The organism is Lysinibacillus sp. NPDC094177 (genome assembly GCF_050279145.1).
Classification (GTDB): domain Bacteria; phylum Bacillota; class Bacilli; order Bacillales_A; family Planococcaceae; genus Lysinibacillus.
Map to the genome: position 1 here is coordinate 248,255 of NZ_JBNNTW010000004.1, position 25,118 is coordinate 273,372.

The 25,118-nt window shown below is 36.1% G+C and carries 17 protein-coding genes, 3 pseudogenes and 2 riboswitches; of the genes and pseudogenes, 4 read left to right on the forward strand and 16 right to left on the reverse strand.

All coding sequences use genetic code 11. From position 1 onward, the window contains the following. Nucleotides 1-45: 45 nt before the first annotated feature. From ACQKNC_RS09270 to ACQKNC_RS09305, 8 genes and pseudogenes are all read right to left on the reverse strand, one after another. Nucleotides 46-1,488 carry a spore germination protein gene (locus tag ACQKNC_RS09270; RefSeq protein WP_427424566.1) on the reverse strand — a complete coding sequence of 481 codons (1,443 nt, stop codon included), beginning with the start codon at nt 1,486-1,488 and terminating at the stop codon, nt 46-48. Nucleotides 1,489-1,662: 174 nt separating this feature from the next. After that, complete coding sequence (gene ribH, locus ACQKNC_RS09275) at nt 1,663-2,130, reverse strand: 6,7-dimethyl-8-ribityllumazine synthase (protein ID WP_427424567.1); 468 nt, start codon at nt 2,128-2,130, stop codon at nt 1,663-1,665. A 197-nt stretch (nt 2,131-2,327) separates the two neighbouring features. Further along, a pseudogene (gene ribB / locus ACQKNC_RS09280) lies at nt 2,328-2,921 on the reverse strand (3,4-dihydroxy-2-butanone-4-phosphate synthase); the annotation flags it as partial. 29 nt (nt 2,922-2,950) lie between these two features. Next, the gene (ribE, locus tag ACQKNC_RS09285; RefSeq protein WP_427424568.1) at nt 2,951-3,589 is read right to left on the reverse strand and encodes a riboflavin synthase; all 639 of its coding nucleotides are present in this window, start codon (nt 3,587-3,589) and stop codon (nt 2,951-2,953) included. A 141-nt stretch (nt 3,590-3,730) separates the two neighbouring features. Then, a riboswitch (FMN riboswitch) is annotated at nt 3,731-3,856 on the reverse strand. Nucleotides 3,857-3,981: 125 nt separating this feature from the next. Further along, nucleotides 3,982-4,107, reverse strand: a riboswitch (FMN riboswitch). A 206-nt stretch (nt 4,108-4,313) separates the two neighbouring features. Beyond that, nucleotides 4,314-5,072 (reverse strand): SDR family NAD(P)-dependent oxidoreductase, encoded by a 759-nt coding sequence (locus tag ACQKNC_RS09290; RefSeq protein WP_427424569.1) that lies wholly within the window; start codon nt 5,070-5,072, stop codon nt 4,314-4,316. Between the two features lie 93 nt (nt 5,073-5,165). Continuing rightward, entirely contained in the window at nt 5,166-6,791 is a 1,626-nt protein-coding gene (locus tag ACQKNC_RS09295) for an ABC-F family ATP-binding cassette domain-containing protein (protein ID WP_427424570.1), read from the reverse strand. A 256-nt stretch (nt 6,792-7,047) separates the two neighbouring features. Continuing rightward, nucleotides 7,048-7,221, reverse strand: a complete 174-nt coding sequence (locus ACQKNC_RS09300) for a hypothetical protein (RefSeq protein WP_427424571.1) — start codon at nt 7,219-7,221, stop codon at nt 7,048-7,050. Nucleotides 7,222-7,296: 75 nt separating this feature from the next. After that, nucleotides 7,297-7,575: pseudogene (locus ACQKNC_RS09305) on the reverse strand (NAD(P)-dependent oxidoreductase); the annotation flags it as partial. A gap of 256 nt (nt 7,576-7,831) precedes the next feature. Here ACQKNC_RS09305 and ACQKNC_RS09310 point away from each other — a divergent pair. From ACQKNC_RS09310 to ACQKNC_RS09320, 3 genes are all read left to right on the forward strand, one after another. Further along, nucleotides 7,832-8,953 carry a YibE/F family protein gene (locus tag ACQKNC_RS09310; protein WP_427424673.1) on the forward strand — a complete coding sequence of 374 codons (1,122 nt, stop codon included), beginning with the start codon at nt 7,832-7,834 and terminating at the stop codon, nt 8,951-8,953. Further along, nucleotides 8,953-9,729, forward strand: coding sequence for a YibE/F family protein (locus ACQKNC_RS09315; protein WP_427424572.1), 777 nt, complete (start codon nt 8,953-8,955; stop codon nt 9,727-9,729). The genes ACQKNC_RS09310 and ACQKNC_RS09315 overlap by 1 nt, the downstream gene beginning before the upstream one ends. A 287-nt stretch (nt 9,730-10,016) precedes the next feature. Then, complete coding sequence (locus ACQKNC_RS09320; protein ID WP_427424573.1) at nt 10,017-10,634, forward strand: HAD hydrolase-like protein; 618 nt, start codon at nt 10,017-10,019, stop codon at nt 10,632-10,634. A 47-nt stretch (nt 10,635-10,681) separates the two neighbouring features. On the opposite strand, the gene ACQKNC_RS09325 is transcribed toward ACQKNC_RS09320, so the two are convergent. After that, entirely contained in the window at nt 10,682-11,506 is an 825-nt protein-coding gene (locus ACQKNC_RS09325) for a methyl-accepting chemotaxis protein (RefSeq protein ID WP_427424574.1), read from the reverse strand. A gap of 136 nt (nt 11,507-11,642) precedes the next feature. Beyond that, the gene (locus ACQKNC_RS09330) at nt 11,643-12,623 is read right to left on the reverse strand and encodes a VanW family protein (protein WP_427424575.1); all 981 of its coding nucleotides are present in this window, start codon (nt 12,621-12,623) and stop codon (nt 11,643-11,645) included. A gap of 500 nt (nt 12,624-13,123) precedes the next feature. Here ACQKNC_RS09330 and ACQKNC_RS09335 point away from each other — a divergent pair, with 500 nt between their 5' ends. Further along, nucleotides 13,124-13,360: a hypothetical protein gene (locus tag ACQKNC_RS09335; protein WP_427424576.1), complete on the forward strand. Its 237-nt coding sequence runs from the start codon at nt 13,124-13,126 to the stop codon at nt 13,358-13,360. A gap of 64 nt (nt 13,361-13,424) precedes the next feature. Here the strand turns inward: ACQKNC_RS09335 and ACQKNC_RS09340 are convergent, their stop codons facing one another. The 6 genes and pseudogenes from ACQKNC_RS09340 to ACQKNC_RS09365 all read right to left on the reverse strand — a co-directional run bounded on the left by ACQKNC_RS09340 (nt 13,425) and on the right by ACQKNC_RS09365 (nt 24,947). Further along, nucleotides 13,425-18,176: an InlB B-repeat-containing protein gene (locus tag ACQKNC_RS09340; protein ID WP_427424577.1), complete on the reverse strand. Its 4,752-nt coding sequence runs from the start codon at nt 18,174-18,176 to the stop codon at nt 13,425-13,427. Nucleotides 18,177-18,639: 463 nt separating this feature from the next. Next, on the reverse strand, nt 18,640-19,428 hold the full coding sequence (locus ACQKNC_RS09345; protein WP_427424578.1) for a response regulator: 789 nt from the start codon (nt 19,426-19,428) through the stop codon (nt 18,640-18,642). A 1-nt stretch (nt 19,429) separates the two neighbouring features. Continuing rightward, nucleotides 19,430-22,360, reverse strand: coding sequence for a histidine kinase (locus ACQKNC_RS09350; protein ID WP_427424579.1), 2,931 nt, complete (start codon nt 22,358-22,360; stop codon nt 19,430-19,432). Between the two features lie 442 nt (nt 22,361-22,802). Next, nucleotides 22,803-23,198 (reverse strand): annotated as a pseudogene (locus ACQKNC_RS09355) (transposase); the annotation flags it as partial. Between the two features lie 181 nt (nt 23,199-23,379). Then, entirely contained in the window at nt 23,380-23,988 is a 609-nt protein-coding gene (gene safA, locus ACQKNC_RS09360) for a SafA/ExsA family spore coat assembly protein (protein WP_427424580.1), read from the reverse strand. 335 nt (nt 23,989-24,323) lie between these two features. Beyond that, nucleotides 24,324-24,947 carry a hypothetical protein gene (locus ACQKNC_RS09365; protein WP_427424581.1) on the reverse strand — a complete coding sequence of 208 codons (624 nt, stop codon included), beginning with the start codon at nt 24,945-24,947 and terminating at the stop codon, nt 24,324-24,326. Nucleotides 24,948-25,118: the final 171 nt, after the last annotated feature.

Sequence of the window (25,118 nt, forward strand, 5' to 3'; positions counted from 1 at the left end):
AAAAAGACCAGGCTTATATAAACCTGATCTCTTCATTCTAAGTATTTATTTTTTCCTACTCGATGTCCTTGTCTCATCCTGTACATCTAAAAATTTCGGACGCTTACGATAACTTGCAGAAGATAAGCGAACTAAAGATCCTTTAATGTTCTGCCAATCTAAATCTGCTCCCATGTTTAAGTACGGAATACCTAATACTCTTATATTTGCAGTATAAAGAAGTATGAAAAATACCGAACTAAAGAATCCAAATAACCCAAAAAAGGCAGATGCTAAAATGATGATGATCCTGAGAATACTCATTGCTGTTACAATAGATTGATTGACGAGTGTAAAGGCTGCAATACTTGAAGTAGCTATTACTACAATCATGGACGGGCTCGTAACACCCGATTTAATCGCTGCATCCCCAATAATTAATCCCCCGACAACACTCATGGACCCACTGATAACACTGGGTAGATGGATATTTGCTTCTCGAAATAATTCAAACATAAAAAGCATCATTAATGTTTCAAGAATAGTTGGAAATGGAAGACCTGTCCTTGACTCAACAACTGTTGCCAATAGGATGAATGGCAATTGCTCTTGATGATAGGTAGTAAGTGCAAGCCAAAAACCTGGTAAAAGTACACTTATTAAGATAGCCACTATTCGGAGTAAACGCTCCATGGAGCTCACAATAATTGGATACTCGTTATCCTCACCGGATTTAAAAAGTAACATTGAGTTACTAGGTGTAATAACTACATACGATACACCATCAACTATGATAATAATGCGCCCTCCGCTTAAAGCTTGTACAGCAAAATCAGGACGTCCAGTATAATCATGTCTAGGTAGAATCTTTCCACCCCGCTCAATTCTTTCCATCAATAAATCTCCACTAAATATAATATCCGCATCAATTCTCTGCAGTTGTAATTTTATTTTCTCAAGCATCTTTTGATTTACGACATCTTCTAAATAAAGTACAGCTACGGTTGTTTTGGATCGTTTACCAAGTTCATACGTCTCAACACTTAATGAATTAGTAGGTAATCGCTTGCGTAATAAAGCAATATTGATAAAAACATCCTCAATAAAATCATCTTTCGGACCTTTGACTACCAATTCAAGGGTCGTTTCTTTAGGCTCCCGATTCGGTTTTTTAGCGATATAACTTGAATACAGCAAATTCATATCTTCAAAATACAGTAAAACATGTCCTTTATAGACTCTCGTCATGGCCTCATCTTTACTTGTAATTCTCTGAAGATGGGGAATGTGTAAATTATTTTCTATATGTTGCTCTAATTCATCCGATGTTTCAGTAAATAATGATTGAACTCGTTGTACAATAACGGTCTGTAGTAAACGTTCATCAATCATCGCTTCACATTTTATCAAATGTACTTTATGTTGCTGAAAGAAATACTCCTGAAATACCACATCAGCAGAACGTTGAAATAGTGACTTCAAAGATTTCAAATTTAACTCTTGTTCCATTGAAGAAATATCCCTCATCTCCTACTGAGCCAGCTCCAGATTAGTACATTTATGATAAATACACTTACGGATATTTTCCCCATAGTTTTTAAAAATATTCAAGAATACTTGATGTTTAGAATGCTACCTCTGAATAATTCACCTATGAAATTTCCATACTATATCCAGATAGATTTATCCAATCATCTTCTTTAAATTTGCCATTTCAATAGCAGACATTGCCGCATCATAGCCTTTATTCCCTGACTTAGTCCCAGCTCGCTCAATTGCTTGTTCAATATTTTCAGTAGTAACAATGCCAAAAATAACAGGTACATTTGTAGTTAGTGACACATTTGCAATTCCTTTAGCTGATTCATTACATACATAATCATAATGTGTTGTTGAGCCACGAATCACAGTACCTAATCCAATAATTGCATCATAATTCTTTGTTTCAGCTAACTGTTTCGCGATGAATGGAACTTCAAATGCACCAGGAACCCATGCTACATCAATAGAGTTCTCATCCACACCATGACGCTTTAAACCATCTAATGCACCATCTAATAATTTGCTTGTAATAAATTCGTTGAAACGACCAACTACTACAGCTATTTTTAAATTCGTACCAATTAATTGTGCTTCAAATGTTTTACCCATTTTTCTTTTCTCCTTTTTTATGGCTAATCACCATAATGTGTGGTTGATTTCCGTTCCGACTGGGCGCTTTCCTGGAGGCGTCCAGCCCACACTCCAATCAACTTTATATATGGCATACGTTTTAACGAAAATCATCCACAACTTTTGGTTATAAGCCTTTTTTAGATAGTCATTGTGTTTTTTTCCATTATTTGTTGACGACGATATGTTGCCAATGCTTCAATTGAAATCATTTTTAAATGATGATGCTCTGCATATTTAACAAGGTCATTAAAACGTAGCATTTCGCCATTGTCTCCCATAATCTCACAAATAATGCCCGCAGGAATACTATGACAAAGCTTTGCCAAATCAATTGTAGCTTCTGTATGTCCTCTACGTTCTAATACACCATTTTCCTTTGCTATTAGTGGGAATACATGGCCTGGTCTACGAAAATCCGTAGCTTTTGCCTGTGGCTCTAACATTTTTTGTATAGTCATTGCCCGTTCAAAGGCGCTAATTCCAGTTGTTGTGTCTACATGATCTATACTAACGGTAAATGCCGTTTGATGATTATCTGTATTAATACTAACCATAGGCTTTAATGCTAATTTTTGTGCTAGCTGCTGTGAAATCGGCGTACATATAAGACCTCTTCCATAGGTCGCCATGAAGTTAATCGTTTCTGGGGTCATAAATTCCGCAAGTGCGAGTAAGTCCCCTTCGTTTTCTCGATCCTCATCATCTACTACAATAATCATCTTACCTTGTTTTAAATCCTCTATTGCTTCTTCGATTGAATGTAGCAATATCTCCACCTCCTGTTCGTAAATTTTGGTTAAAAGCCGTTTTGTGCTAAGAAGTCTCTTGTAACAGTCGGTGGTTCCTGTCCATGCTTAAGTTGATGCAAAATGTATTTTCCAACTAAATCGGTTTCTACATTTACGTGATCACCAATCTTCTTCTTACCTAAAATGGTTTCCTTGTAAGTGTGGGGTATCAGGGATACTGTTACACCGTTTTTCTCGACATGAAAGAGTGTTAAACTCGTTCCGTCAATGGTGATGGAGCCCTTTGGTATACAGTAGCTCGTTAACTCCGTTGATAGTTCAATATCAATATAGACTGCATTTGCTAATGGCCGCTTGCGCAATATTTTTCCTACTCCGTCTACATGTCCGGATACAAAATGACCTCCGAAACGTCCATTAGCTGACATAGCGCGCTCTAAATTTACAGGATCTCCAACTGCGAGCTGCTGCAAATTTGTTGCTCTCACTGTTTCAGGCATGACATCCATCGTTAGCTCTTGTTCATTAAAATGTATCACTGTTAAACAAACACCATTGACCGCTATACTGTCCCCGAGCTTTATATCCTCTACCATTTTCTTTGAAAGTACGGTAATTTCCATACTTTCTCTATCGCTTTGCATGGTTTTAATGGTACCAATATCCTCAACAATTCCTGTAAACATTTTTTCACCTACTTTCATTTACTTCATAATTTCTGTTCAAACAAAAAACCCCTTAAATTAAAGGGGTTTGGGAGTTCATTTACATAAGACGTCAACAAATAAACCTCATGGATACACAATTTTTCCATAGGCTGTCATCTCATCGTTCTTCTCCCATCCAGACTGTCACTGTCGGTTTTGGATTTGCACCAAATCAGCTTACGCTCACGGACTTTGAATTCCTTCATCACCGCCGATTGGGAATTTCACCCTACCCCGAAGAACTATTGCTATTCAATTTTTTAGCCAAATAAAACAAAAACTACTTCCCAACTAAACGATGGGAAGTAGTTAACATAAAAGCATACTCAAACAAACCTTTTAAACTCAAGCGAATTTAAAAAGCTCACACTTCTACCCTTCTCCCATCCAGACTATAACTGTCGGTTTTGGATTTGCACCAAATCAGCTTGCGCTCACGGACTTTGAATTTCTTCATCACCGCCGATTGGGAATTTCACCCTACCCTGAAGGATATTTTTATTTAGCTATTTCTTACGATAACACTATTTCATTTTATTATCCAGATAATTCTTAATAAAAATTTTTTCAATATTTTATTTCACATTCGTAAGTTGGTGCTGTTTCAGCTTTTCATTTTCGCTACATAATTGAAGATAAAAACAGTCCCCACCTATGGTCATTAATAAAGACCAAAGGCGGGACTGTTCCAAAGACAATAAAATTATACAGTTAAACTACCGTCAACAGAGACAACAGCACCAGCCATGAAGCTTGCTTTATCTGAAGCTAAGAATAGGACCGCTTCTGCTACTTCTTCTGGTTCACCATGGCGTCCCATACGTACACGTGACATTTCTTCTGGTACGTATCCTGTTTTTTCAAGTGTCTCACCAACACTTTGAAATAATGGTGTAACGATACCACCTGGACACACAGCATTAATACGAATGCCTTTATTTGCATACTCGATCGCAACGCCTTTCGTTAAACCGATTACTGCATGCTTACTTGCGGAATATACAGCGATACTGTGTTCTGGACGAATACCTGCCGATGAAGCAGTATTAATAATCGACCCTTTACCCTGCTTTTCCATTACTGGAATAACATATTTCATGCCAAGAAAAATGCCTTTTACATTGATATCCATAAGACGATCGTATTCTTCCATTTCAACCGATGTAAATGGTGCGAACTTTTGAATAATGCCTGCGTTATTGAAGAATACATCGATACGGCCATATGTGTCTACGGCTTGTTGTACATAATTCTGAACATCTTCTACTTTGGAAACATCCGCTTTAACGAAAATCCCCTCACCACCATTTTGTTGAATTAGTTTAAGAGTCTCTTCTCCAGTTTTCTCGTTAAAATCAACTAACACGACTTTATAGCCATTTTCAGCAAATTTAAGACTAGTTGCTCTACCAATTCCACTACCTGATCCTGTAATAACTGCAATTCGATTTTTATTTGTCATATTAACTTCCTCTTTTCGCTTTTATATTTTATTACGTAATCACAAATATTTTCTCAATCGGTGGTCCTCTTTGCCTTTCCATGCTTATGGCCCTTAGTTCAATTTCATTTTCATGTAATCGTCGTAATTACCGTTAGTTATACTCATGCCAGTTGAGGAAAGCTCCAGCATTTTGTGTGATAGCTTATTAAGAAAATATCGATCATGTGAAATAAAGAAAAGTGTTCCCTCATAATTCAAAAGAGCCTGTTCTAATACTTCTTTACTAAATAAATCAAGGTGATTAGTTGGCTCGTCCATAATAAGCACGTTTGCTTTTTGCATTACGAGTTTCGATAAAGCTACTCGTGCCCTCTCACCTCCACTGAGGGTAGATATCTTTTTAAAGACATCTTCACCAGTAAATAAGAAATTCCCTAAAACTGTACGAACTCTCGCTTCTTCAATGTGTGGGAAAATACTCCAGACCTCATGTAAAATGGTGTTATTTGGGTGTAAGTTCGATTGCTCTTGATCGTAGTAACCTACCGTCACACCGTTACCCCAAGTGATAACACCACTATCTGGACTAATCTCCTTTAACAACGTCTTTATTAGTGTTGATTTTCCAACACCATTCGGACCAATTAATGCAACCTTATCACCACGCTTTAGCTGAAAATTAATATTTTTTAATAGCGGTTGTTGCCCGCATTCTACCTTAAAGGAAACCGATAAATCTCGTACCTTTAACACTTCCTTATGAGAGTTTTTTTCCAATAAAAACCCCATCTGTGTATGTTTTAAATCCTTTAGAGGTTTCTCAATTCGTTCTATTCTCTCAAGCTGTTTTCTTTTGTTTTTTGCACTTTTAGAAGAAGTAGCCATAGTAATATTGCGTTGTATATAGTCCTCCATTTTCGAAATTTTTTGCTGTTGCAGGATATATTTTTTTTCAAGTAAGTGGCGAGTTTTTTCTTTACTTTCTACATATTTGGAGTAATTCCCAACATATTTCCTGACTTCTGTTCGATCTATCTCATAAATACCATTAACAAGTGCATCTAAAAAATATCGATCATGCGAAATGAGAAGAATGGAACCTCGGTATGAGCGTAAATACGCTTCAAGCCAATTTAATGTTGTTAAGTCCAAATGATTCGTCGGTTCATCTAGCATTAGTAAATCTGGCTGTTCCAATAAAATTTTCGCTAATGCAAGTCGAGTTCTTTGTCCACCACTTAGCTGATGAATAGGGGTATTTTTGGACGTACTTTCAAAGCCCATACCATTAAGAATACTGTTAATTTTAGCTTCCATTTCATAGCCACCATGCTGCATAAACCACTCTGATTTTATTGCATATCGATCCATAATTTTTTCAAATTTTTCAGGATTGTCTATGACCGTCGGTTCGCTCATCTCCTTTTCAAGCTCTCGAAGTTCTTTTTCAACCTCAAGAAGGTCAGGTAACGCTTCTAACATTTCTGCCCAAATTGTATTGTCTAGCTTCAACCCACTGTCTTGACGCAAATAACCAATTTTAATACCTTTTCCGATGTAGACCTCTCCATTATCATAAGGAAGGTCTCCCGCAATTATCTTTAGTAATGTTGATTTACCAGCACCATTAACACCAATGAGGCCAATTTTATCTCCTCGCTCAATTTTCATCGTTATATTTGAGAGAACTGGATCTCCCGAATAGCTTTTACTAATTCCATTTAATTGAAGTATCATTTGTTTAATCTCCTTATAGATTTTGACCATCTCTTTTGCAAAGCTAAAAACGCTTAACAGATGAATGGACATATAAGGTTACACATCTCTTTTCACTCCTTTCAAACAAAAAAAAGACGCCGAAAGAACGGCGCCTCAAAAGTGCGAAAAAAACCCTACAAGCAAGGGAAAGATTTCTTATAACTCACAATGGAACATAAAAAAGCGCCGTACAGAACCGGCGCCACAATGCGTAATTATATTTATACAAGTTCATCTAAATTGAATGACTACAATTGTTAAAATAAGAAGGCAAAAGCTTCCGGAATCTGTTTTCGATATGAAATTTGCTTAAAAAAGGGCAGACTTCTCCCTTTGACAGCAAATCTCCAAGAAGCATGTAAGATTTTACCTCTTTTTCCACTAAGCCTTTTGCGAATACAGTTTCCATTACTTTTACCTCCTTTCGAATTTAGTATCTACTAATCTATCACAAAACGTTAAAGAATACAAATCCCTTAATTGCCTAAGTTTCCGTCATTATCCCCCCATTCACATGAAGTACCTGACCAATAACTAAGGATGAGTAATCAGATACTAAGTATATATAGATAGGTAGTGCAAGCTCAAATGGCTGCCCCGCTCGTTTCATTGGCGTCTCTGAGGCAACTGCGATCACACGGATTCCCCTTATAATTGCAATGATAATGACCTAATAAATGAAATAATAGCTTCCTTTTGTAGAGGAATAATTAATCAGTAACGGTGCACCGGCATAGGCTGTCTCATATATGGTTTCATGAATAAACTTACATCAATGAATAACAGTAATTTAAATATGCTATAACTAACTTAGTACACTAAAAGCCAAAGTCATGTTAACCTCGATTATATAATTAAGGAACCTCTATTCAATTAGCAAGTTAAATTATAATGACACTTTTTTAATCTGCTTGACATTAATAAAATCATAGTGGTATTGTGAGTCATTGTTCGTGTTAACTCTAACAATGTACGTAACAAATACGATTAAATTCCCTTCTCACATTGGAGGTATTTTTATTAACACCTTAAAAAGAAAAACTAATAGTAAAGTTATTTTTTATACCTTTATTGTAATTTGCTTTATCGCTTCTGTTTTTTTCGTTTATCACAATGAAGCATTTTATGATCGTCCAATTGCCGAAGTTATAAAAACGGAGTTAAAAGAATCAAACCCTGTAACGGATATGTATGAAAATGATGATCATTTATATACTCAGCTTATTACAGCTATATTAAAAAATGGTGAAGAAAAAGGGAAGCTTATTCATTTTACAAATGAATATTCAGCATCTGGTGCCTTCGACCAGGAGTACCATGTTGGTAATAAATTATTTGTTTCTATTAAAGCAACTACTGACAAAAATGGAGATTTAACCGGGACTATTTTAGACGTTAAACGTGATCAGTTCGTCTTGATAGTAGCGTGGATTTTCATTTTTGCTTTGCTGATTGTTGGTAAAAGACAAGGGTTATTTTCAATCATCAGTTTAGTTGTAAATTCGCTTGTATTATCCTTCGCATTGGATTTATATGTGCATTCCAATATAAATTTGATATTTATCAGTGGGGTATGTGTTCTTTTATTTACGATTATTTCTTTAATTCTCATTAACGGCTTGAATGAGAAAACATATGCTGCAATTGTTGCAACGCTTTTAGGAACATTTATTTCATTATTGATTAGCGCTTTAGTTCTGTGGATTACATCCGAGAATGGGCTTCGATATGAAGAAATGCAATTTTTAACACGACCTTATCGAGTGATCTTTATGGCTGGGTTATTTATTGGGGCACTAGGGGCTGTAATGGATGTCTCCATCACAATGGCTTCTTCTATGTTCGCATTATTTGAGCAAAATCAAGATATTTCTGACCAAGCTTTAAGAACTTCTGGAATGGATATCGGGAAAGACGTTATGGGAACGATTACAAGTATTTTGTTCTTTGTGTATATTTCTGGTTCAATTCCTATGTTAATTTTATATTTGAAAAACTCTTATCCATTAGGGCAAACACTGTCCTTGAACCTTTCGTTAGAATTAGCTCGAGCCCTAGCAGGTGGAATTGGTGTTGTCTTAACGATTCCGATCAGTCTATTTACTTCTATTTTTTTCATTAATCGAAAGAGGGCAAAATAATGAATGTTTTAGTATGGTTAACTGCCATTTTATTCATATTGATGATCGTTATTGGTGGAAAAAAAGGAGTACGATCTTTTCTATCTTTATTTTTTAACTTTGGAGTACTCTTTATAACTATCTTTTTAATGACCAATCCGAAGAATAGTCCGATTTTATTAACGCTCGTTGCCTGTACCGTCATAAGTTGGATTAGCTTATTTTTTATTAATGAATTGAGCAGTAAAACGATGACTGCTTTCATTTCTACGATGATTACGATTGTCATTTTATTACTATTCATTGTTTTTGTAACGGACAAATCAATGATTAGAGGATTTGGAGCAGAATCCACAGAAGAAATTAGCATATTTTCACTTTATATTGGGGTCAATTTTGTGCAAATTGGAGCTTCCGTTATTATTATGAGTACGATTGGTGCAATTTTGGATGTTGCTATTTCCATTGCTACTTCCATGCATGAGATTCTTCACCATAACCCATTAATTAGCAGAAGAAAATTATTCACATCAGGTTTAAGCATTGGAAAGGACATTTTAGGTACAGATACTAATACATTATTTTACGCTTTCTTTGGTGGATATTTAAGCTTGCTCATATGGTTTAAAGATTTATCTTATTCAATTGGCGAAATTATAAATTCTAAAGTATTTGTCACTGAAATTATTATGATATGTTGCGCAGGCATCGGAATCGCACTTATCATTCCTATTACTTCCTCAGTAAATGCATATTATTTAACAAAAAAACGAGAAGAAACAGAAAATGCTTCATAATAATCGTACCTGTCCCCCAGCTCAAACAACGGATGACAGGTACTTTTTTGTCCATTCAATATGATTTATTTAATGAAGTCTTTTATTGCTCTTATTGAATTTCACGTATCATGCTCCAACTTTAGCTAAAAAAAATAATTCCTCATTGTAAAAAAAATGCCCATCTAGAGTTCTTTGTAATACGCTGTTTCATATCCTGTATAATCATGTCATTAATTTAAGAATAGGCAGTAACATTTTCAAGAAAAAAACGTCTTTACAATTAGATTATAAAGGAGAAAATTGAAATGAAATATATCATCTTTGATTTTGATGGAACATTGGCAGATTCTACGGCAGTGTTTGCATCGGCTTGGAATACCATAGCACAAAAATACAAATTTAAAGGAATAGAATTAAAAGAAATTGAATCATTGAAAAAATTATCGATAGCGGAACGAAGTAAATTATTCGACTTTCCTATGTATAAATTGCCTATGATTTTACCACAGTTTTATCGCTTGTACCGTCAGTCATTAAATGATGTTCATCTATATGATGGTATTAAAGAAGTCCTAATGGAAATTGATAAAAGGGGCTATAAAATCCTTATCATTTCCTCCAATTCACAGGAGAACATTTTAGAATTTCTAAAAATGAATGGTATTCATTGTGTATCAAATGTTCTTTGTTCAAACCGTATTTTCGGAAAGGATAAAGTGATAAAGAAATTTTTAAAAGACTCAAGTATTACACCATCAGATGTCTTATACATTGGTGATGAACAAAGAGATATCGTAGCCTGCAAAAAAGCGGGAGTGCCTATTGTTTGGGTCAGCTGGGGATATGACGCTATTGAAGTTGTACAACAAGAGGAACCAGAGTACAAAGTTGCTACACCGCAAGAAATATTAAATATCATATAAATAAAGAGGATAATAGCGATTAAATTGCTATTATCCTTTTTAGTATGCTAGGCTTTTACCTCGCTAATATGCATTAATTTTTCTGCTGTGCTGTTAATTCCTTTATAAGTATCAGTTAATTCCTGCATACTCACAGAAAATTGCTGGGTAAACGCTGTAATTTGATTTGCTGACTCATTGACTTGATCAATAGATTGTTTAATGCGTTCTAATTGTTTTGTAATGCTATTGGCACTTTCATTACTACTTTGAGACATTTTCTGTATTTCAGATGCTACTACTGCAAAGCCCCTTCCATGCTCACCTGAGCGAGCAGCCTCAATGGAAGCATTTAATCCAAGAATTTTAGATTTCATAGCTAAATCTTTTACTAAATTAACAATCGTATTGATTTGTTGAATATCTCCAGTCATTGATTCCGAAAAGTTGGATAGTTCCTCTAAGCGATTTGATACATCTACACTTGCTACTGCTAACTCTTCATTCGTTGCGGTCATTTCTTCAACAGAACTAGAAAGCTCTGTCGCTAATAAACGCATACCATCCATTTTTTCATTCGAAATAATGGCACTTAACACACCAACTACTTTCCCACCATCAAAAATAGGTTGTGCTGAGGCAATATACGCCATTCCAAAATCCTCAGAACCTCGCTCTTCCCTAATAAACTTTTCCAAGCTAAGAGCATTTTCAGTTGTTGTTCCACGATACTTTTCTACAGAATCACCAACTTTAATCTTTAAGTCCACTTGTTTACCTGGCTTATAGGCAATGACTTTCTCAGTATCAGCAACTATAATACAAGCATCTTCTGGATATGTTACTTGGTAAAAATCAATAGAATCTATTGCTGCCTGTAGTTTCGGATGCATTATTCTCCCCCTTGTTCATAACACAATTATACTGAAATACCTCGATTTAACTATAGCATGACACCTAAAAAAAGACACCCCGATCGTTAGATTTTTGGTCTAACTTTTGGGGTGCAGTTCAGTCTTCGGAAAACTACTATGGCTTTTTCAAGATTTCTACATATTTTTCTGCTGTTCTTACTTCAACTGTAAGAGAATTTTTACTATAGTTTGCTTTAATTAAAAATGGTACGTCAGTTGTATTTTGAAATCTAAAATCTAAGCCACCATAGGAAACTGTAGCATCTCTTCCTTTTGGAACATACCCAACATCTAAAGAATGGTGATGACGTTCTACAAATTTTACTGGTATTTGATCGATTGCGTTAAACAAGGTTGAGGACGTTTGACAAACACCTCCCCCAATGCCCATCACAACCTTTTTATTGATGATTTCTGGCGCAGGCTGAAAACCGTTTACTTCATCCCTTGGTCCAACAACTGTATTGAAGGAAAAATAATCTCCACTTCCAACGATAACATTATTGATTGCCTTTGCAGAAAGTTCTATATTTTTATTTCTTCCTACATCATGGGTATTGAAGTAAGTTGTATAGGATGCAACAACTACATTTTCTAAAAAAGGAATATCTTCGAAATAATACCTGCTTTCTGTAATATATAGAGGCATCTCCACTTTACCACCGGTCGCTGATACTTCTAATATTTTCTCTACTAATTCACTTTCTTTTAAAACAATTAAAGGACTACCTTTAATTACTTTTCCTTGATCATCCAGCTTATCGAGTACCATACGCTTATCATAGCCCGCTGTTTTTTCATTCCCTCTCGCTAACTCTTTTACTAATTGCTCGATTTTTTTAGTATACAATTGTACGTCCGTTCCATAGCCCATTTCTTTCGGTGAAATTGTCTGAATGATTGCTTGAGTAGTAGGATCCACAACTTCAACAATAGGGTCTATTTGTTGTTCAAATGTAACTGGCTTTTTCTCTACTTCGTGCTCTAAATCCTTAATTGGCTGTTCTTGTTTTTTCTCATGCACAGATTTCTCCTGACAACCAACTAGTCCTATTGTGCATAAAATACACAATGTGGCCATCCACTTCTTTTTCAACAGTTAACACCTACCTCTATCGTCATACTACAGAGACATCTTATTCGGGTATTGTAGATAGTGTGTTGCATTTGTTGATATTTATTTGTCTAATACATGAAAACACACACAAAGTCGAGTGATTCACTTTGTAGTGTGTTTATTTTATAGCTTTAGTGCACGATACATATATGCTACAAACTTTGTACGTGATACTGGCTCGTCTGGTCTAAGTTTACAGTTATAGCTAAGTGCAATATCGTAATCTGCTAATGTCGTAATATAATCATAGCTCTAATGTGTGGTTGGCAAGTCTGGGAATGTCCTAGTCCCTCCTAGTGTTATACTTCGAATGATTATTGTAATTCAAAAAAAGATAATACTGACAAATGTTAATGATAGGACAATTAACATTCGAAAAATTATAAAAATTTATTGTAAAAATGATAGTATCTATATCATGAATGTAACTACAAGCAACCAAAACAAAACAACCTTTTTGGCAGTTAGTATATACTCGTTTGTTGTTATTAAAAGAACAGCCTAACGATGCTTTAACCGTTCTGATTCAGGTAAAAACCAAAGCACAACAAGATGAGCAAATTGCGACAATTGTGGAAGCGACAGTGCTTGAAGCTTTTTGTCATAATCGTTTAGGTAACACCAATATCGCATTGGATATTTTGCACGAATTCCTCTGCCGTTTTTACCTCGAAAAACTGTCCCTGGCACCCATTCAATTAATTTTAGTGACCTGATACTTTTAAATTTTGATATGATCAAAAAACCGAACACGATTCGATGTCGTGTTCGGCAGATGGATTAATTCTTCTTGTATTCTATTCCATTTCTCATTTCAAATGCATGCGTAGCGGCTGCTTCTTCAATTTCCTTGAATGCCCAATGGCTTGTTTGTACATCTTTAAATGTTGACGTTGCCGTATCTTCAAGCGGACCACGCTGGAATAGACGATTCAACACTTTCACGGCTTGAGCTCTCGTTAACTTGGCATCGGGTTTAAAGGTGCCATCTTTGAATCCTACCATGATCTTAGTGCCGCTAATGCGTTCAATTTCTTTTGCCGCCCAATGTTTATTAATTACATCTTTATAGGCAGTATGCTGCTGATTTGGCTGACAAAATGATTTTGTTTGGTCGTTTGCACATTGTTTTTCAATCCATCTTGCGGTTATTACTGCCATTTGCGCACGAGTAATTGAATCGTTCGGACCGAATTGTATGTCATTATATCCAAGCATAATACCTGCTTGACGTGCAAATTCGATGTCATTCTTGGCCCATGATGTATTCGTATCGTTATAACTCATTGATGCTTCTGGTACAGTTCCAGTGCTTAAATTTCGCGCAAGCATCGCCGCCATTTGGGCTCTAGTCACATCGGCATTTGGACGAAAAGTTCCGTCGGTGAAGCCGTGAATATATGCCGTATGTTTTGCTTCTTGATTCCCAAAGTATTCGTTGGCACCTTCCATATACAAGGTGGTGAAAGTGGAGAACTTATCAACATTAAATTGAATGCCAAGTTGTCCTTTTTTGAATTCAACAATCTTGCCACGAACGACTTCCTTCGTTCCATCGCTATGTTCGATGAAAATCGCTAAATTGTCTTTTTGGTCTTGAGTTAGGTTTGATGGAAGCGGGAAAGTCAAGGTCACCGGTCGACTTTGCATATTTGTTTCAATGGTCATCGGTCGACCTAGCACTTCAATCGTAGCTGTCTTGTCCTTAACAACTTCCTTCACTTTCTCTTCCTGCTTCGCCCTTGTTTCAATAGCAGATTGTTCTTCTTTTTTCTTCACAGGAACGATACGGAAATATAAATCATCTGTGAATGTTGTAAGCGAAGAAGTTGGGATAAAAATGGTTCCATTCACTGTGCTAATCGATAAATTCGTTTCGCCTTGTTTTAGAGCGTTGATTGCTTGTTTCGGTACTTCGATTTTTGTTTCTGACACTTGATCTTTTTCATCTGGAATAATAATTCTTGCTATTTTCGTTTCTTGATTTTCTAATTTAGAAACGGATTCTGCTGCTTTTTCAGCATTGAAGATAACTGAATCCTTCACCGTACCGTCCGTTTCCTTTGTACGAGTGATCGGTGTTCGAACAAGTAACTCATTCGGATTCGTATCATCTACTACATCGATAACAATTTGTTCCGTTGTTGGGCCAGGTGTCGGGTCTGGTGCTGGACCAGGCCCTGGCGTTGGATCGATATTTTTTGTCCACTTTGCATAAATTGTCGAATCGGATGTAATACCTTTTTCAAAATCGAATGGTGTTTCGAATTTGTTGTCTGTATACCAGCCTGCAAAAGTATAACCCGATTTTGTTGGATTAGTTGGCTTTGTCACCTTATTTCCATGTTTTACTTTCTCACTATTGATCGCACTTCCACCATCAACGTCAAAGCTCAATGTGTACTGCTTCGAAGTCCATTTCGCATACAGTGTGGTACTGGCTTTTACTTTGTCTGTTGTGAAATTCCATGCATTCGTTAATCCCGACTCTTTATACCAACCTCCAAACGTGTAGCCTTCTTTCGTTGGGGCATTTGGTGCTTCGATGATTGTATCGTAATTCGTTATTACGTCTGGAACATCTGCGCCACCATTTGAGTCAAAGCTTATCTTGTTTTTGTTCGGTTTCCATTTTGCAAGAATAGTAGTATCTTGCGTGATAGCAGTGTCCGCAAAATTAAATAGTGTGTTATTTACATACCAGCCATCTAATGTATAACCCTCTTTTGTTGGAGCTACTGGTTTTGCTACCTTTTCTCCATGGTTGATCGTTTGGGATTCTACATCACTTCCACCGTCAACATTAAAGGACACTTTATATTTATTTGGTATCCATTTTGCATACAATGTTGTATCCGCGTTAATATTTGAATTAAAGTCGAAAAGGTTCTGAAACTCGCGATCTGTGTACCAACCAGCGAATTTGTAGCCTGCTTTGGTCGGATTAGTTGGCTTCGTCACCTTATTTCCATACTTCACTTTTTCACTATTGATCGTACTTCCGTCATTTACGTCAAAAGTAACATTGTATTCCTTTTCAACCCACTTCGCATAAAGCGTTACATTAGACTTAATGATACGCTCAAAATCATATGCGGTGTTATCTGATGGATCAGCGTACCAGCCAACAAAGGTGTAACCCTCTTTTGTTGGGGGCGTTGGTAATTTTGCTGTTTCGTTGTATTTAACATTTTGTTCCGCTACACTACTGCCACCTTTTGAATCGAAGCTTACTTTGTATTCGTTTGGTGTCCATTTTGCAAAAATAGTGGTATTTTTTATAATCGTTGTGTTTTCATAATCGTACAATGTGTTGAATGTATTTTCTAAATACCAGTTAAAAAATGTATGGTCTTCTTTTGTAGGAGCTACTGGCTTTGATACCTTTTCTCCATGGTTAATCGTTTGGGACGTTACCGCACTTCCTCCATACACTTCAAAGCTCACCGTGTACTGCTTCGGATTCCATTTAGCATACAGTGTTGTAATGTCTTTTACTTTGTCTGTTGTGAAATTCCATGCATTCGTTAACTCTGACTCTTTATACCACCCTTCAAACGTGTAGCCTTCCTTCGTTGGGGCAGTTGGTGCTTCAATGGTTGTGTTGTAATTTGTTGTTACGTCCGGGACATTCGTGCCACCATTTGAGTCAAAGTTGATCTTGCATTTGTTCGCTATCCATTTTGCAAGAATAGTAGTATTTTGCGTTATGGTTGTGTTGGCAAAATCAAATAGTGTGTTATCTACATACCAGCCATCTAAAGCATAACCTGCTTTCGATGGCTCTGCTGGCTTTGATACCTTTTCTCCATGGTTGATCGTTTGATCCGCTACCGCACTTCCTCCGCCTGAATTGAAACTAACGGTATATTGAACCGGAGTCCATTTCGCATATACAGTTGTCTCTTTTGTGATCGCTGTGTTTTCAAAATCAAATGGTGTTTCGAAAGTATTAGTCGTATACCAGCCTGCAAATGTAGAACCTGCTTTGGTTGGATCGGCTGGTTTCGTTGCTTTCTCACCATGGTTAAACGTTTGTCCCGCTACCGTACTTCCTCCACCTGAATCAAAGCTGACTGTATACTGAATTGGACTCCATTTTGCATAAATGGTTGTATCTTTTGTGATTTTTGTGTTGTTAAAATCAAATATAACTTGAAATGTGTTCGTCATATACCAATCATCAAATGTATAACCTTCCTTTGATGGAGTGGCTGGTTTTATGGCTTTTCCATTTTCAATTACTGTTTGGCTATCTACTGAACTTCCACCCTTTACATCAAAGTTTACATTATAGCTATTTACAATTGTTACTTTTCCGTTTACTGCATCTGCTAAAATATCGTTAGCATCTACATCACAAAAATTAAGCTTTTCTTTATCTGTTTTATCAATCGTTAAAGAGCTATCTCCTAAAGGGGCATCACTTTTTACTTTTAATTTCACCTTAAATAAGTCTGCTGCAGATGATATAGGATTATCTCCCCCCGTCTCATCTAACCAAATTACCTTTAAATATCCACTATCATTTAATATATTTGAGACAAAACCAGGATAAGTTGAAACAACTTCCATGACCTCAAAAACAGAAGGGTCAAAATCAATCCTCATTCCATAAGCCCCAATCCCTGTCGATGGCTTATTAATCGATACAGGCACTTCAACTGTTTGACCCTTACTTGCTTTCGCATTACCGATGGCTACAGTTACACCCGCTTCAGCAGGTAACCATTTAGCGTGTAATGTTGTATCTTCGATTATATTAGTATTAAAGTCAAAGGCGGTTTTATACTCGCTATCTGTATACCAACCTGCAAACGTATTGCCTTCCTTTGTTGGATCGACTGGCTTCGTTGCTTTTTCACCATGTTTAATCGTTTGATCCGCTACCGTACTTCCTCCGTCAGCATCAAATTTCACTTGATACGTCGGAACTACAGGAATAGACGTAGATGCATCTCCAATGGTGAAATTAACTAGATTAAAGCCTCCGAATGAAGAACCTGCTGCCTTAGTAAAATAAATTCTAAAGGAATCAATAGACTTACCGTTAGCTGGAGTATAATCAATAGGAAATTTCTCAACAATCATATCCGGATTATTTTCCGTATAAGGAATTGTTGAGAAAACTTCTTTACCCTCAACATAGCCCTTTATTGTTATATCTTTAAAATATCCACCTTTTACACTATTATCGGCAAACTCTCCTATATTTAAGTCTTTTAAACTAAAACTACCAACCTTAGGTCCAACTTTAATTTCAAAATATGTTTCAACTTCATTTTTATTATCATTAATATTATAAATATAAGCTCCATCTTTATCTGCTTGTAACGTTTCCCTATTAGAAGTAATTTGAAAAAAACCGTCAGGACTCGTTCCTACTTTATTAAAAAAAGTATAACCACTAAAAGTCTGTATCCCATTAGGTAGTGAATTTGTTGCATAAATGATATTCGTGCTTGGAAACCAGCTTAATATAATGGCCAAAATAAGGCTTATCGTAACAATCTTTCTTCTCTTTCTATTCATTTTGTTTTCACACCCCTTTTCTCAATTATGATTTTAGCTAAGGACTTTCTACTCAATTACATAATTTGAAGTACCTACATTGAACATACCATGTGCTTCTCTCAAATTTCTCTCAAACAAATGCATACCCAAGCAACTCGCTATTACATTTCAAAAAATAATTGTTAAGTTCAAAGAAAATTCTTCTTTTCCCATAAAAAAAATGCCACGACATCATATCGTGACATAAAGTGAAACTTCAATCAGTGGGGGCTTTCGTTCATCCCCCGCTGATTGTTAGTTGAACCAATCGGGTTTTTACTACAAAAAGCGAAAGGCGTTCGATCAGGGGCGACGAGCATAAGGCGAAGGCATGATGAGGCGCTCTTTGCCTCAACTTGACTTTGACTTATGACTCGAGCCCCTAACGCCTGCAGCTAGATTAGGCAGTTATCCCCCCCCCCTATACTTCTCAGACTTTTCCTTAGTTTTGAGGTGGGGGGTCCCACTTGCTATCAAACCCATAAGCCCATAAATACCCTTTTGATTCAAGAAGCATTGCGTCTCTGTTATCATTTTTCTCTAACATGATGCAATCATTTGTTTTCATCTCATAGCCATCATTTACCCTTTCAATTACGATCGGCAAATCAAGTTCGGTAAATAATTGCCGCATGCGATAAATCGTATTGTACAAATTGGACAGAGCCCGTTTTTCCTCACTATTTGGCCAAATATCATCGATCACACTCCATTTTCTACACACATTGCCTTCATGAAGAAGAAAATAATAAAATAGCTCCTCTGTCACACGAGTTGGCCACTTTATGGCATGATCCCCTTTCTTACAATACACATCCCCATATAGTTGAACACATAGTTTCTCTACTTTTGCTTTCCGTGGCTGTAACCCATAATATTTTTGGAGCCGCTCATCCATTTGCTTCACCGCATTCGGCATCATCGGTTTCAGAATATAGTCAAGCGCCTGAACACGAAAGGCCTCAACAGCGTATTGTGCGTATGCAGTTGAAAAGATAATTGGCACATCAATTCCTGTATTGACAAGCTGCTGAGCTAGCTCTATCCCAGTCATTCGTGGCATCTCTATATCTAATAGCAGCACATCTACTTCTAATTTTGGTATCTCATTTAACGCTTCTATTGGTGATTGGAAAGCAGCTACCACTTCAAATGGTCCGTATTTTTCCAGCAACATTGTATGTAATTCCAATATTGGCTGCTCATCCTCAACAATCATAATCCTCCACATATCAATTCTCCTTAATCGGAAAAGTAACAGCAATATAAGTACCTTCACCTAATGTTGAATGGATCGTTAGATTGCCTTTTGAAAATTCACGAACACGGCGAAGCACATTTGTAAATCCAATTCCATTACTTGACGTTCTTTCTTCCAACAATATCCTGCATTGTTCGTCTGACATCCCAATGCCATCATCTACTACGTTTATGAAAAGGTTTTGACCTTGCTTTGAAATGGTTAATTGCACATGTCCCTTGCCTTCCTTCTCAAAAATCCCATGACGAATTGCATTTTCAACAAGCGGTTGGATTAGTAAACTTGGAATCTCTATTTCATTCGGATTGATCGAATCATCTATTTCATATAAAAAAGACAATCTGTCACCAAAGCGAGCTTTTTCAACCTCTACATATGCTTCAATAATGTCCAATTCTTTTTGCAAAGTGGAATGATGTCCTTCTTTACCCGATTCAAATATATAACGTAAATACGAGCTTAACATTGAAAGCAAATAAGCCGCTCGCTCCCCGTCTGTGTAGCAAAAAGAAATAATACTACTAAGCGCATTGTATAAAAAATGCGGCTTAATTTGTGCCTGCAAAAAGGCCATTTCATGTTCAACCGCTTGCATCATGGCACGTTTCGTTTGCTCTACAGCGCTCAAACGAGCCAATACAGCTTCTTTCGTAACAGGCTTGATTAAATAATCATTTGCACCTGATGAAAAAATCACTTCTAAATTCTTCGGATAGTCATTCGATGTCGTCATAATAATCGGAAGCTCCATTAATGAAGCTTTTTGACGAATTTGCTTTGTTAATTCAATGCCATCTATTCCCGGCATAACTTCATCTATAATTACAAGTGAAATATTTGGCTCTTGTTCAATTTTCATTAATGCTTCTTGAGCTGTGTAGACAATCATGACTTTATATAAATCTGAAAGCATCGACGCATATACCTCTGCATGAATTGGTTCGTCTTCTACGATTAATACGATCAGATCATTTTGTTCGTCAATACTAGAAGCAATCCACTCATTCGTATTGATCACAGCTGCATGCTCTGCAAAAAGATAGCTTTTATACTCTTCAAAAGGCAGCCTCACTATAAAATCAACACCTTCTTTATGATAATGAATATGCAACTGACCATTCATTCGCTCGATTAACTCTTTTCCCATTAATAGACCTATTTCTTTTGATTCCTTTTTAGGAAATTGCGTCCGATCTCCAATTGCTTTAAATGTTAAAATCACCTCATGCTGAACATGGGTTGCGTTCACTACAATTCGACCATTCGTAGCATAGTATGACGATTCTTCCAAAATACGATAAAACACTTGCGCCAAACGCTTTTCATCTGCTAAAACATGAAGCGTCTCCGGAATACACTCTTCAAACTCAATCTGTTTTCTTGAAAACGAAAAGTCCATTAATTGTGCTACGTGTCGGACAATCATACTAGCATTCGTTGACTGCAAATCAAATGCATAATCTTGAAATCGAATCCGCGTGAAATCCTGTAAGTCATTCACAAGATAGAGTAGCCTCTCAAGCAGCTGCTCTATAATATAAAGCTGTGTGTGACCTTTTTCTAGCTGAACAGATTTCGTTAAATTAATTGCCTGATAGAGTGGATTTTTCAACTCCTCGGTTGTCACATCTAAAAATGCATCCTTCGACAAATTGGCCTTTTCCAAACGATCCGATAACTTTTCAGCATCTTCTGTGCGATTAATAAGCCGAATTCCTAAAAACACATTCATCGAGATTGCAAATCCCAATAGCCCAAAACGATTAAAAATATTACGCCCGGAGAAAAACAATTGATCGATTGACCCACTCAATAAAAACATCAATAAAAACATCAACATAATACCCAAAATCAAAATTTCATTCTTAGGAATTAGCCATTTTTTTTGATAGATTAATACAATAAAACGAACAATTAATCCAACCAATAGTATGTTCATGTAAAAGAAAAACACATATTGCAAACTTGATAAAGTTCTAGCAGGCAATAGCAAAATGCCCACAGCATACAAGACAACAGGTGAAAACAATACAATTAGTTGCTTCTTTTTCATAAACGTTGGCATCGTTCGAATAATAAATAATATCAAAAGCAAGGAACTAAAAAAAGTGATCGAATCTTGCAAACGAAAATAAAAATCAAAGGATAGATTCGGAAATTTACGATATAAGATCCTTTCTCCTCTTGTCATAACGACGAGGGCTAAACTAAAAAAATATACACCGCTATAGAAAAAGGCAACATCCTTTTTTCTTAGCAAGTAAATGGTTAAATGAAACATGCTAAAGATAAGCAGTAAAAAAGTACCGGTCCATTCAATTTGAAAATCGTCTTCAACATCCTGCTTCATCACAAATGCATCGCCAAAGTCGATTGGAAATATGATGCCGCCTCTTGCGTTATAAAAATTAGCAACATGAATCGTCATTAGAAGTTGCTTCGATTTAGGCTTTATATAAAACTCATAAGAAGGATTATGCGGATTGGTTTCTGCCTTCGTTGTTCCTATGTGGCCAACCTCAGATAATTTCTCACCATTGATGTAGATCGTATGAGCTGACCATATATTTCGAACGCGAAAACCGACCTCCGAAAAATGCTCAGGTATTTTAATCAACAGCTGATAAGAGCCATATTGTGCATCAGCATCCCAAGGCCCAGGAACAATTTGATTAGCTGCATCTTGTTTAAACTCCTTCGGATCGATAAATACATTCGGTGTGAATTTCCACTCCCCAGAAAGAGCTACTAGCTTATCTAGATCATGTAGCGTTGTTAAATCTAGCACTCCATTATTTGCATGTTCATTTACTAATCTTGTGTCTTGATCACTAAAATTCATATAAAGCATGACAATCAAAACACATACGATTGATAGCCAGCCAGCAACTTGCCTCCACATTCCCCATTCACCTCTTATTTTCATTTTATATAAAACCACTCTCAAAAAACTATCAAAAAATATGTTAAGTGTTTATCTTTAATCGCATGTAAAAATAATAGCTTCTTCTGTCTATCGAAAGGTGATGTTTATTAACGCGTGTTCTATTGATACGAGAACATGGTTCTATGAAAGAGATTCTTGCCATAGAAATAGTATCCTTTTGTAAATAAAAATTCCCTTACATCCTCATTAACATAAAATAAACCCTGAATCCGTGACAAAAATTGATTTCTTTCAGTGATTTCTAGAAATCCTGTTTATTGTCTCTTTAGCACTTTTTTGAACTAAATAAACAAATTTTTGGGATCACCAAAAAAACCTGCTCGATTGGAATTTTTTCGCAGGCTCTACAACGTATTTTGTTGCCTTGAATTACGTTGAAAATGAAAGATACAGATGTTTAAAAAGTCGTAAACCAAGGACTATAGTTTCCAAACTTTAAGTAAATTCTACGGGAATGCTTAACCATTTTTGATGCGAGTGTGATCAAGTTCTGGATCACTGTTTTTACTCGTCGACGGAAGACTTTTCTTTTCAATGGCGCATCGCCCGATTTTAGACTTTCTTGCCCAATGATTCGAAGGAGATTGTAAGCTAAACATCCGAGATGCAAGATCAAATCATTTGTGTCAAATTTTCCAGAAGGGAAACGTTCTAAGTCTAGGTCTGTTTTTAATTTACTATGGAATTGTTCACAAGTCCCGTGTTCATGATACAACTGAATAATTTCCTCCGTTTCGTTCGGAAGGCCGGTCCAATAACTTTCAAATTCAATATCAGGGACTAAAAGAATTTGCCGCTTTCAAGACAAATTTTAGTAATCATTCCATCACAGATTCAGGACACTCTAAGACTGTAAATAAAAGGCATTGAGAACGTTCATTCTCAATGCCTTTTATCATTTTTTCTATCTTTCTATGTTCAAGAATAGGCTTCCCTTCCCCCAGTAAAGCTGAGTTCGGGGCAGTTCATTATTGTTATTTTTGAATAAACATTTGTGTCCAGTAGTTGCCATCCTTCACATACCCTACACCAATATATGTGTAATTTTTGTTCAGAATATTTGCTCGATGCCCTTCACTGTTCATCCACGCTTTGACAACTTCCTCTGCTGAACGTTGGCCCATTGCAATATTTTCGCCTGCAGATTTATAAGTAATGCCAAAGTTTTTCATCATTGTAAATGGTGTACCGTAAGTTGGGCTTGTGTGATCAAAGTATTTTTTGTCATGCATGTCCTGAGATTTATATTTTGCCACTCGTGAAAGTTCCCAATCTTCTTTTAAAGCTGGTAAACCGGCTTTAGCACGTTCTGCATTAACTAGTTTAACAACCTCTTGTTCGATACCCGCTTGTTCTTTAGTAGGGATATTGATTTTTTGGCCTGGAGATATTTGATTTGGATTCGCTAGCTGAGGATTTGCATCAATTAGCTCCTGTGTACCTGTTTGAGTTTTCACAGCAATTTTCCAAAGAGAATCACCTGATACTACTGTATATGAGTCGGCAGCCATGGCAGCGACTGGAATTAATAATGATGCGGATAATACTGAAGCAAGTACTGCTTTTTTTACTTTATTAAACATGTAATTCAATCCTTCCTGATTTGCTCTATTTTTATCGTAAATAGTTTCAGAATATTATTCATCACTAAATATTTGGAAGGATTTTTACAATTGTATGACATAAGATAAAGAGTGCTATACAATTACATATATGGCGCTATTCTTTCTGTTTAGCTTTGTAATATAATTGCAACACTATTGTAATTAGCATATATTACTATAGTTTCTGTATGCAAAATTTTAGTTACTACAACCAATCCATATAATTTTTGTTAAAAGACAAAAAAATCCGCAAGACTTTTTGCGATTGTAAGCCCCTTTCAAAAACATGACTCCCATCACAAAAAGCGTGCAGATTATTTAGCATATTTTTCATATGCCCTATAAATCAATACAATATAGATCCAATCATAGATAAGAATTGCAAGCGAGATAATGGTAATCAAAGGTGTTCGAAAATACATATAGAAGCCTACTGCAGCAAATGCAGTACCAACCATTTTACAAACCGCTATGCCCATTGATTGGCCGCTTAAGTTCCCTCTTTGTATGAATAAGGCGATAAATAGCCCTGACATCACCAAATTTTGTGAAAATGCTGCATATGTGCCAGCCATATCATCGAATTCATGCATCATCGCTAAAATCGTGAAAAAGCTTACTCCGAGTGTTATGAAAAAAGATGAATAAAATATTTTTATCGGAATTATTTTTTTATACTCCTTATAACCATAAAGCAAAAATTGCAGCATAATGAAGATATCTAAAATAAACCAAATTAAAGTAAGGATTCTTTGCAGTTCACTTTGCGGATACATAAAGGCGAAAATATATTCCCATGAAATATTTGCGCAAATTGCAACCATAGGCATGCCATATTTCTTATCTTGAAAACCTTTTTTAATGATTAGTATGTATGTAATAATCCAAAAAAGCCCTGTGCCTAATTGGCAAATTAGTAGAAAAAGTTCTTGCGTCATCTATTCACACTCCTTCCCACTTTTAATGATTCTTCGATACTATATGTGAAGAAATCTATTTTTTATGTCTAAAAGTTCAATAGAGGGGTATGAAATTTAATGTAAAAAGATCAAAAGCGTATGCGCCTATACATTCATTAACCAATCATATATAGTAAGACGAGGTGATGA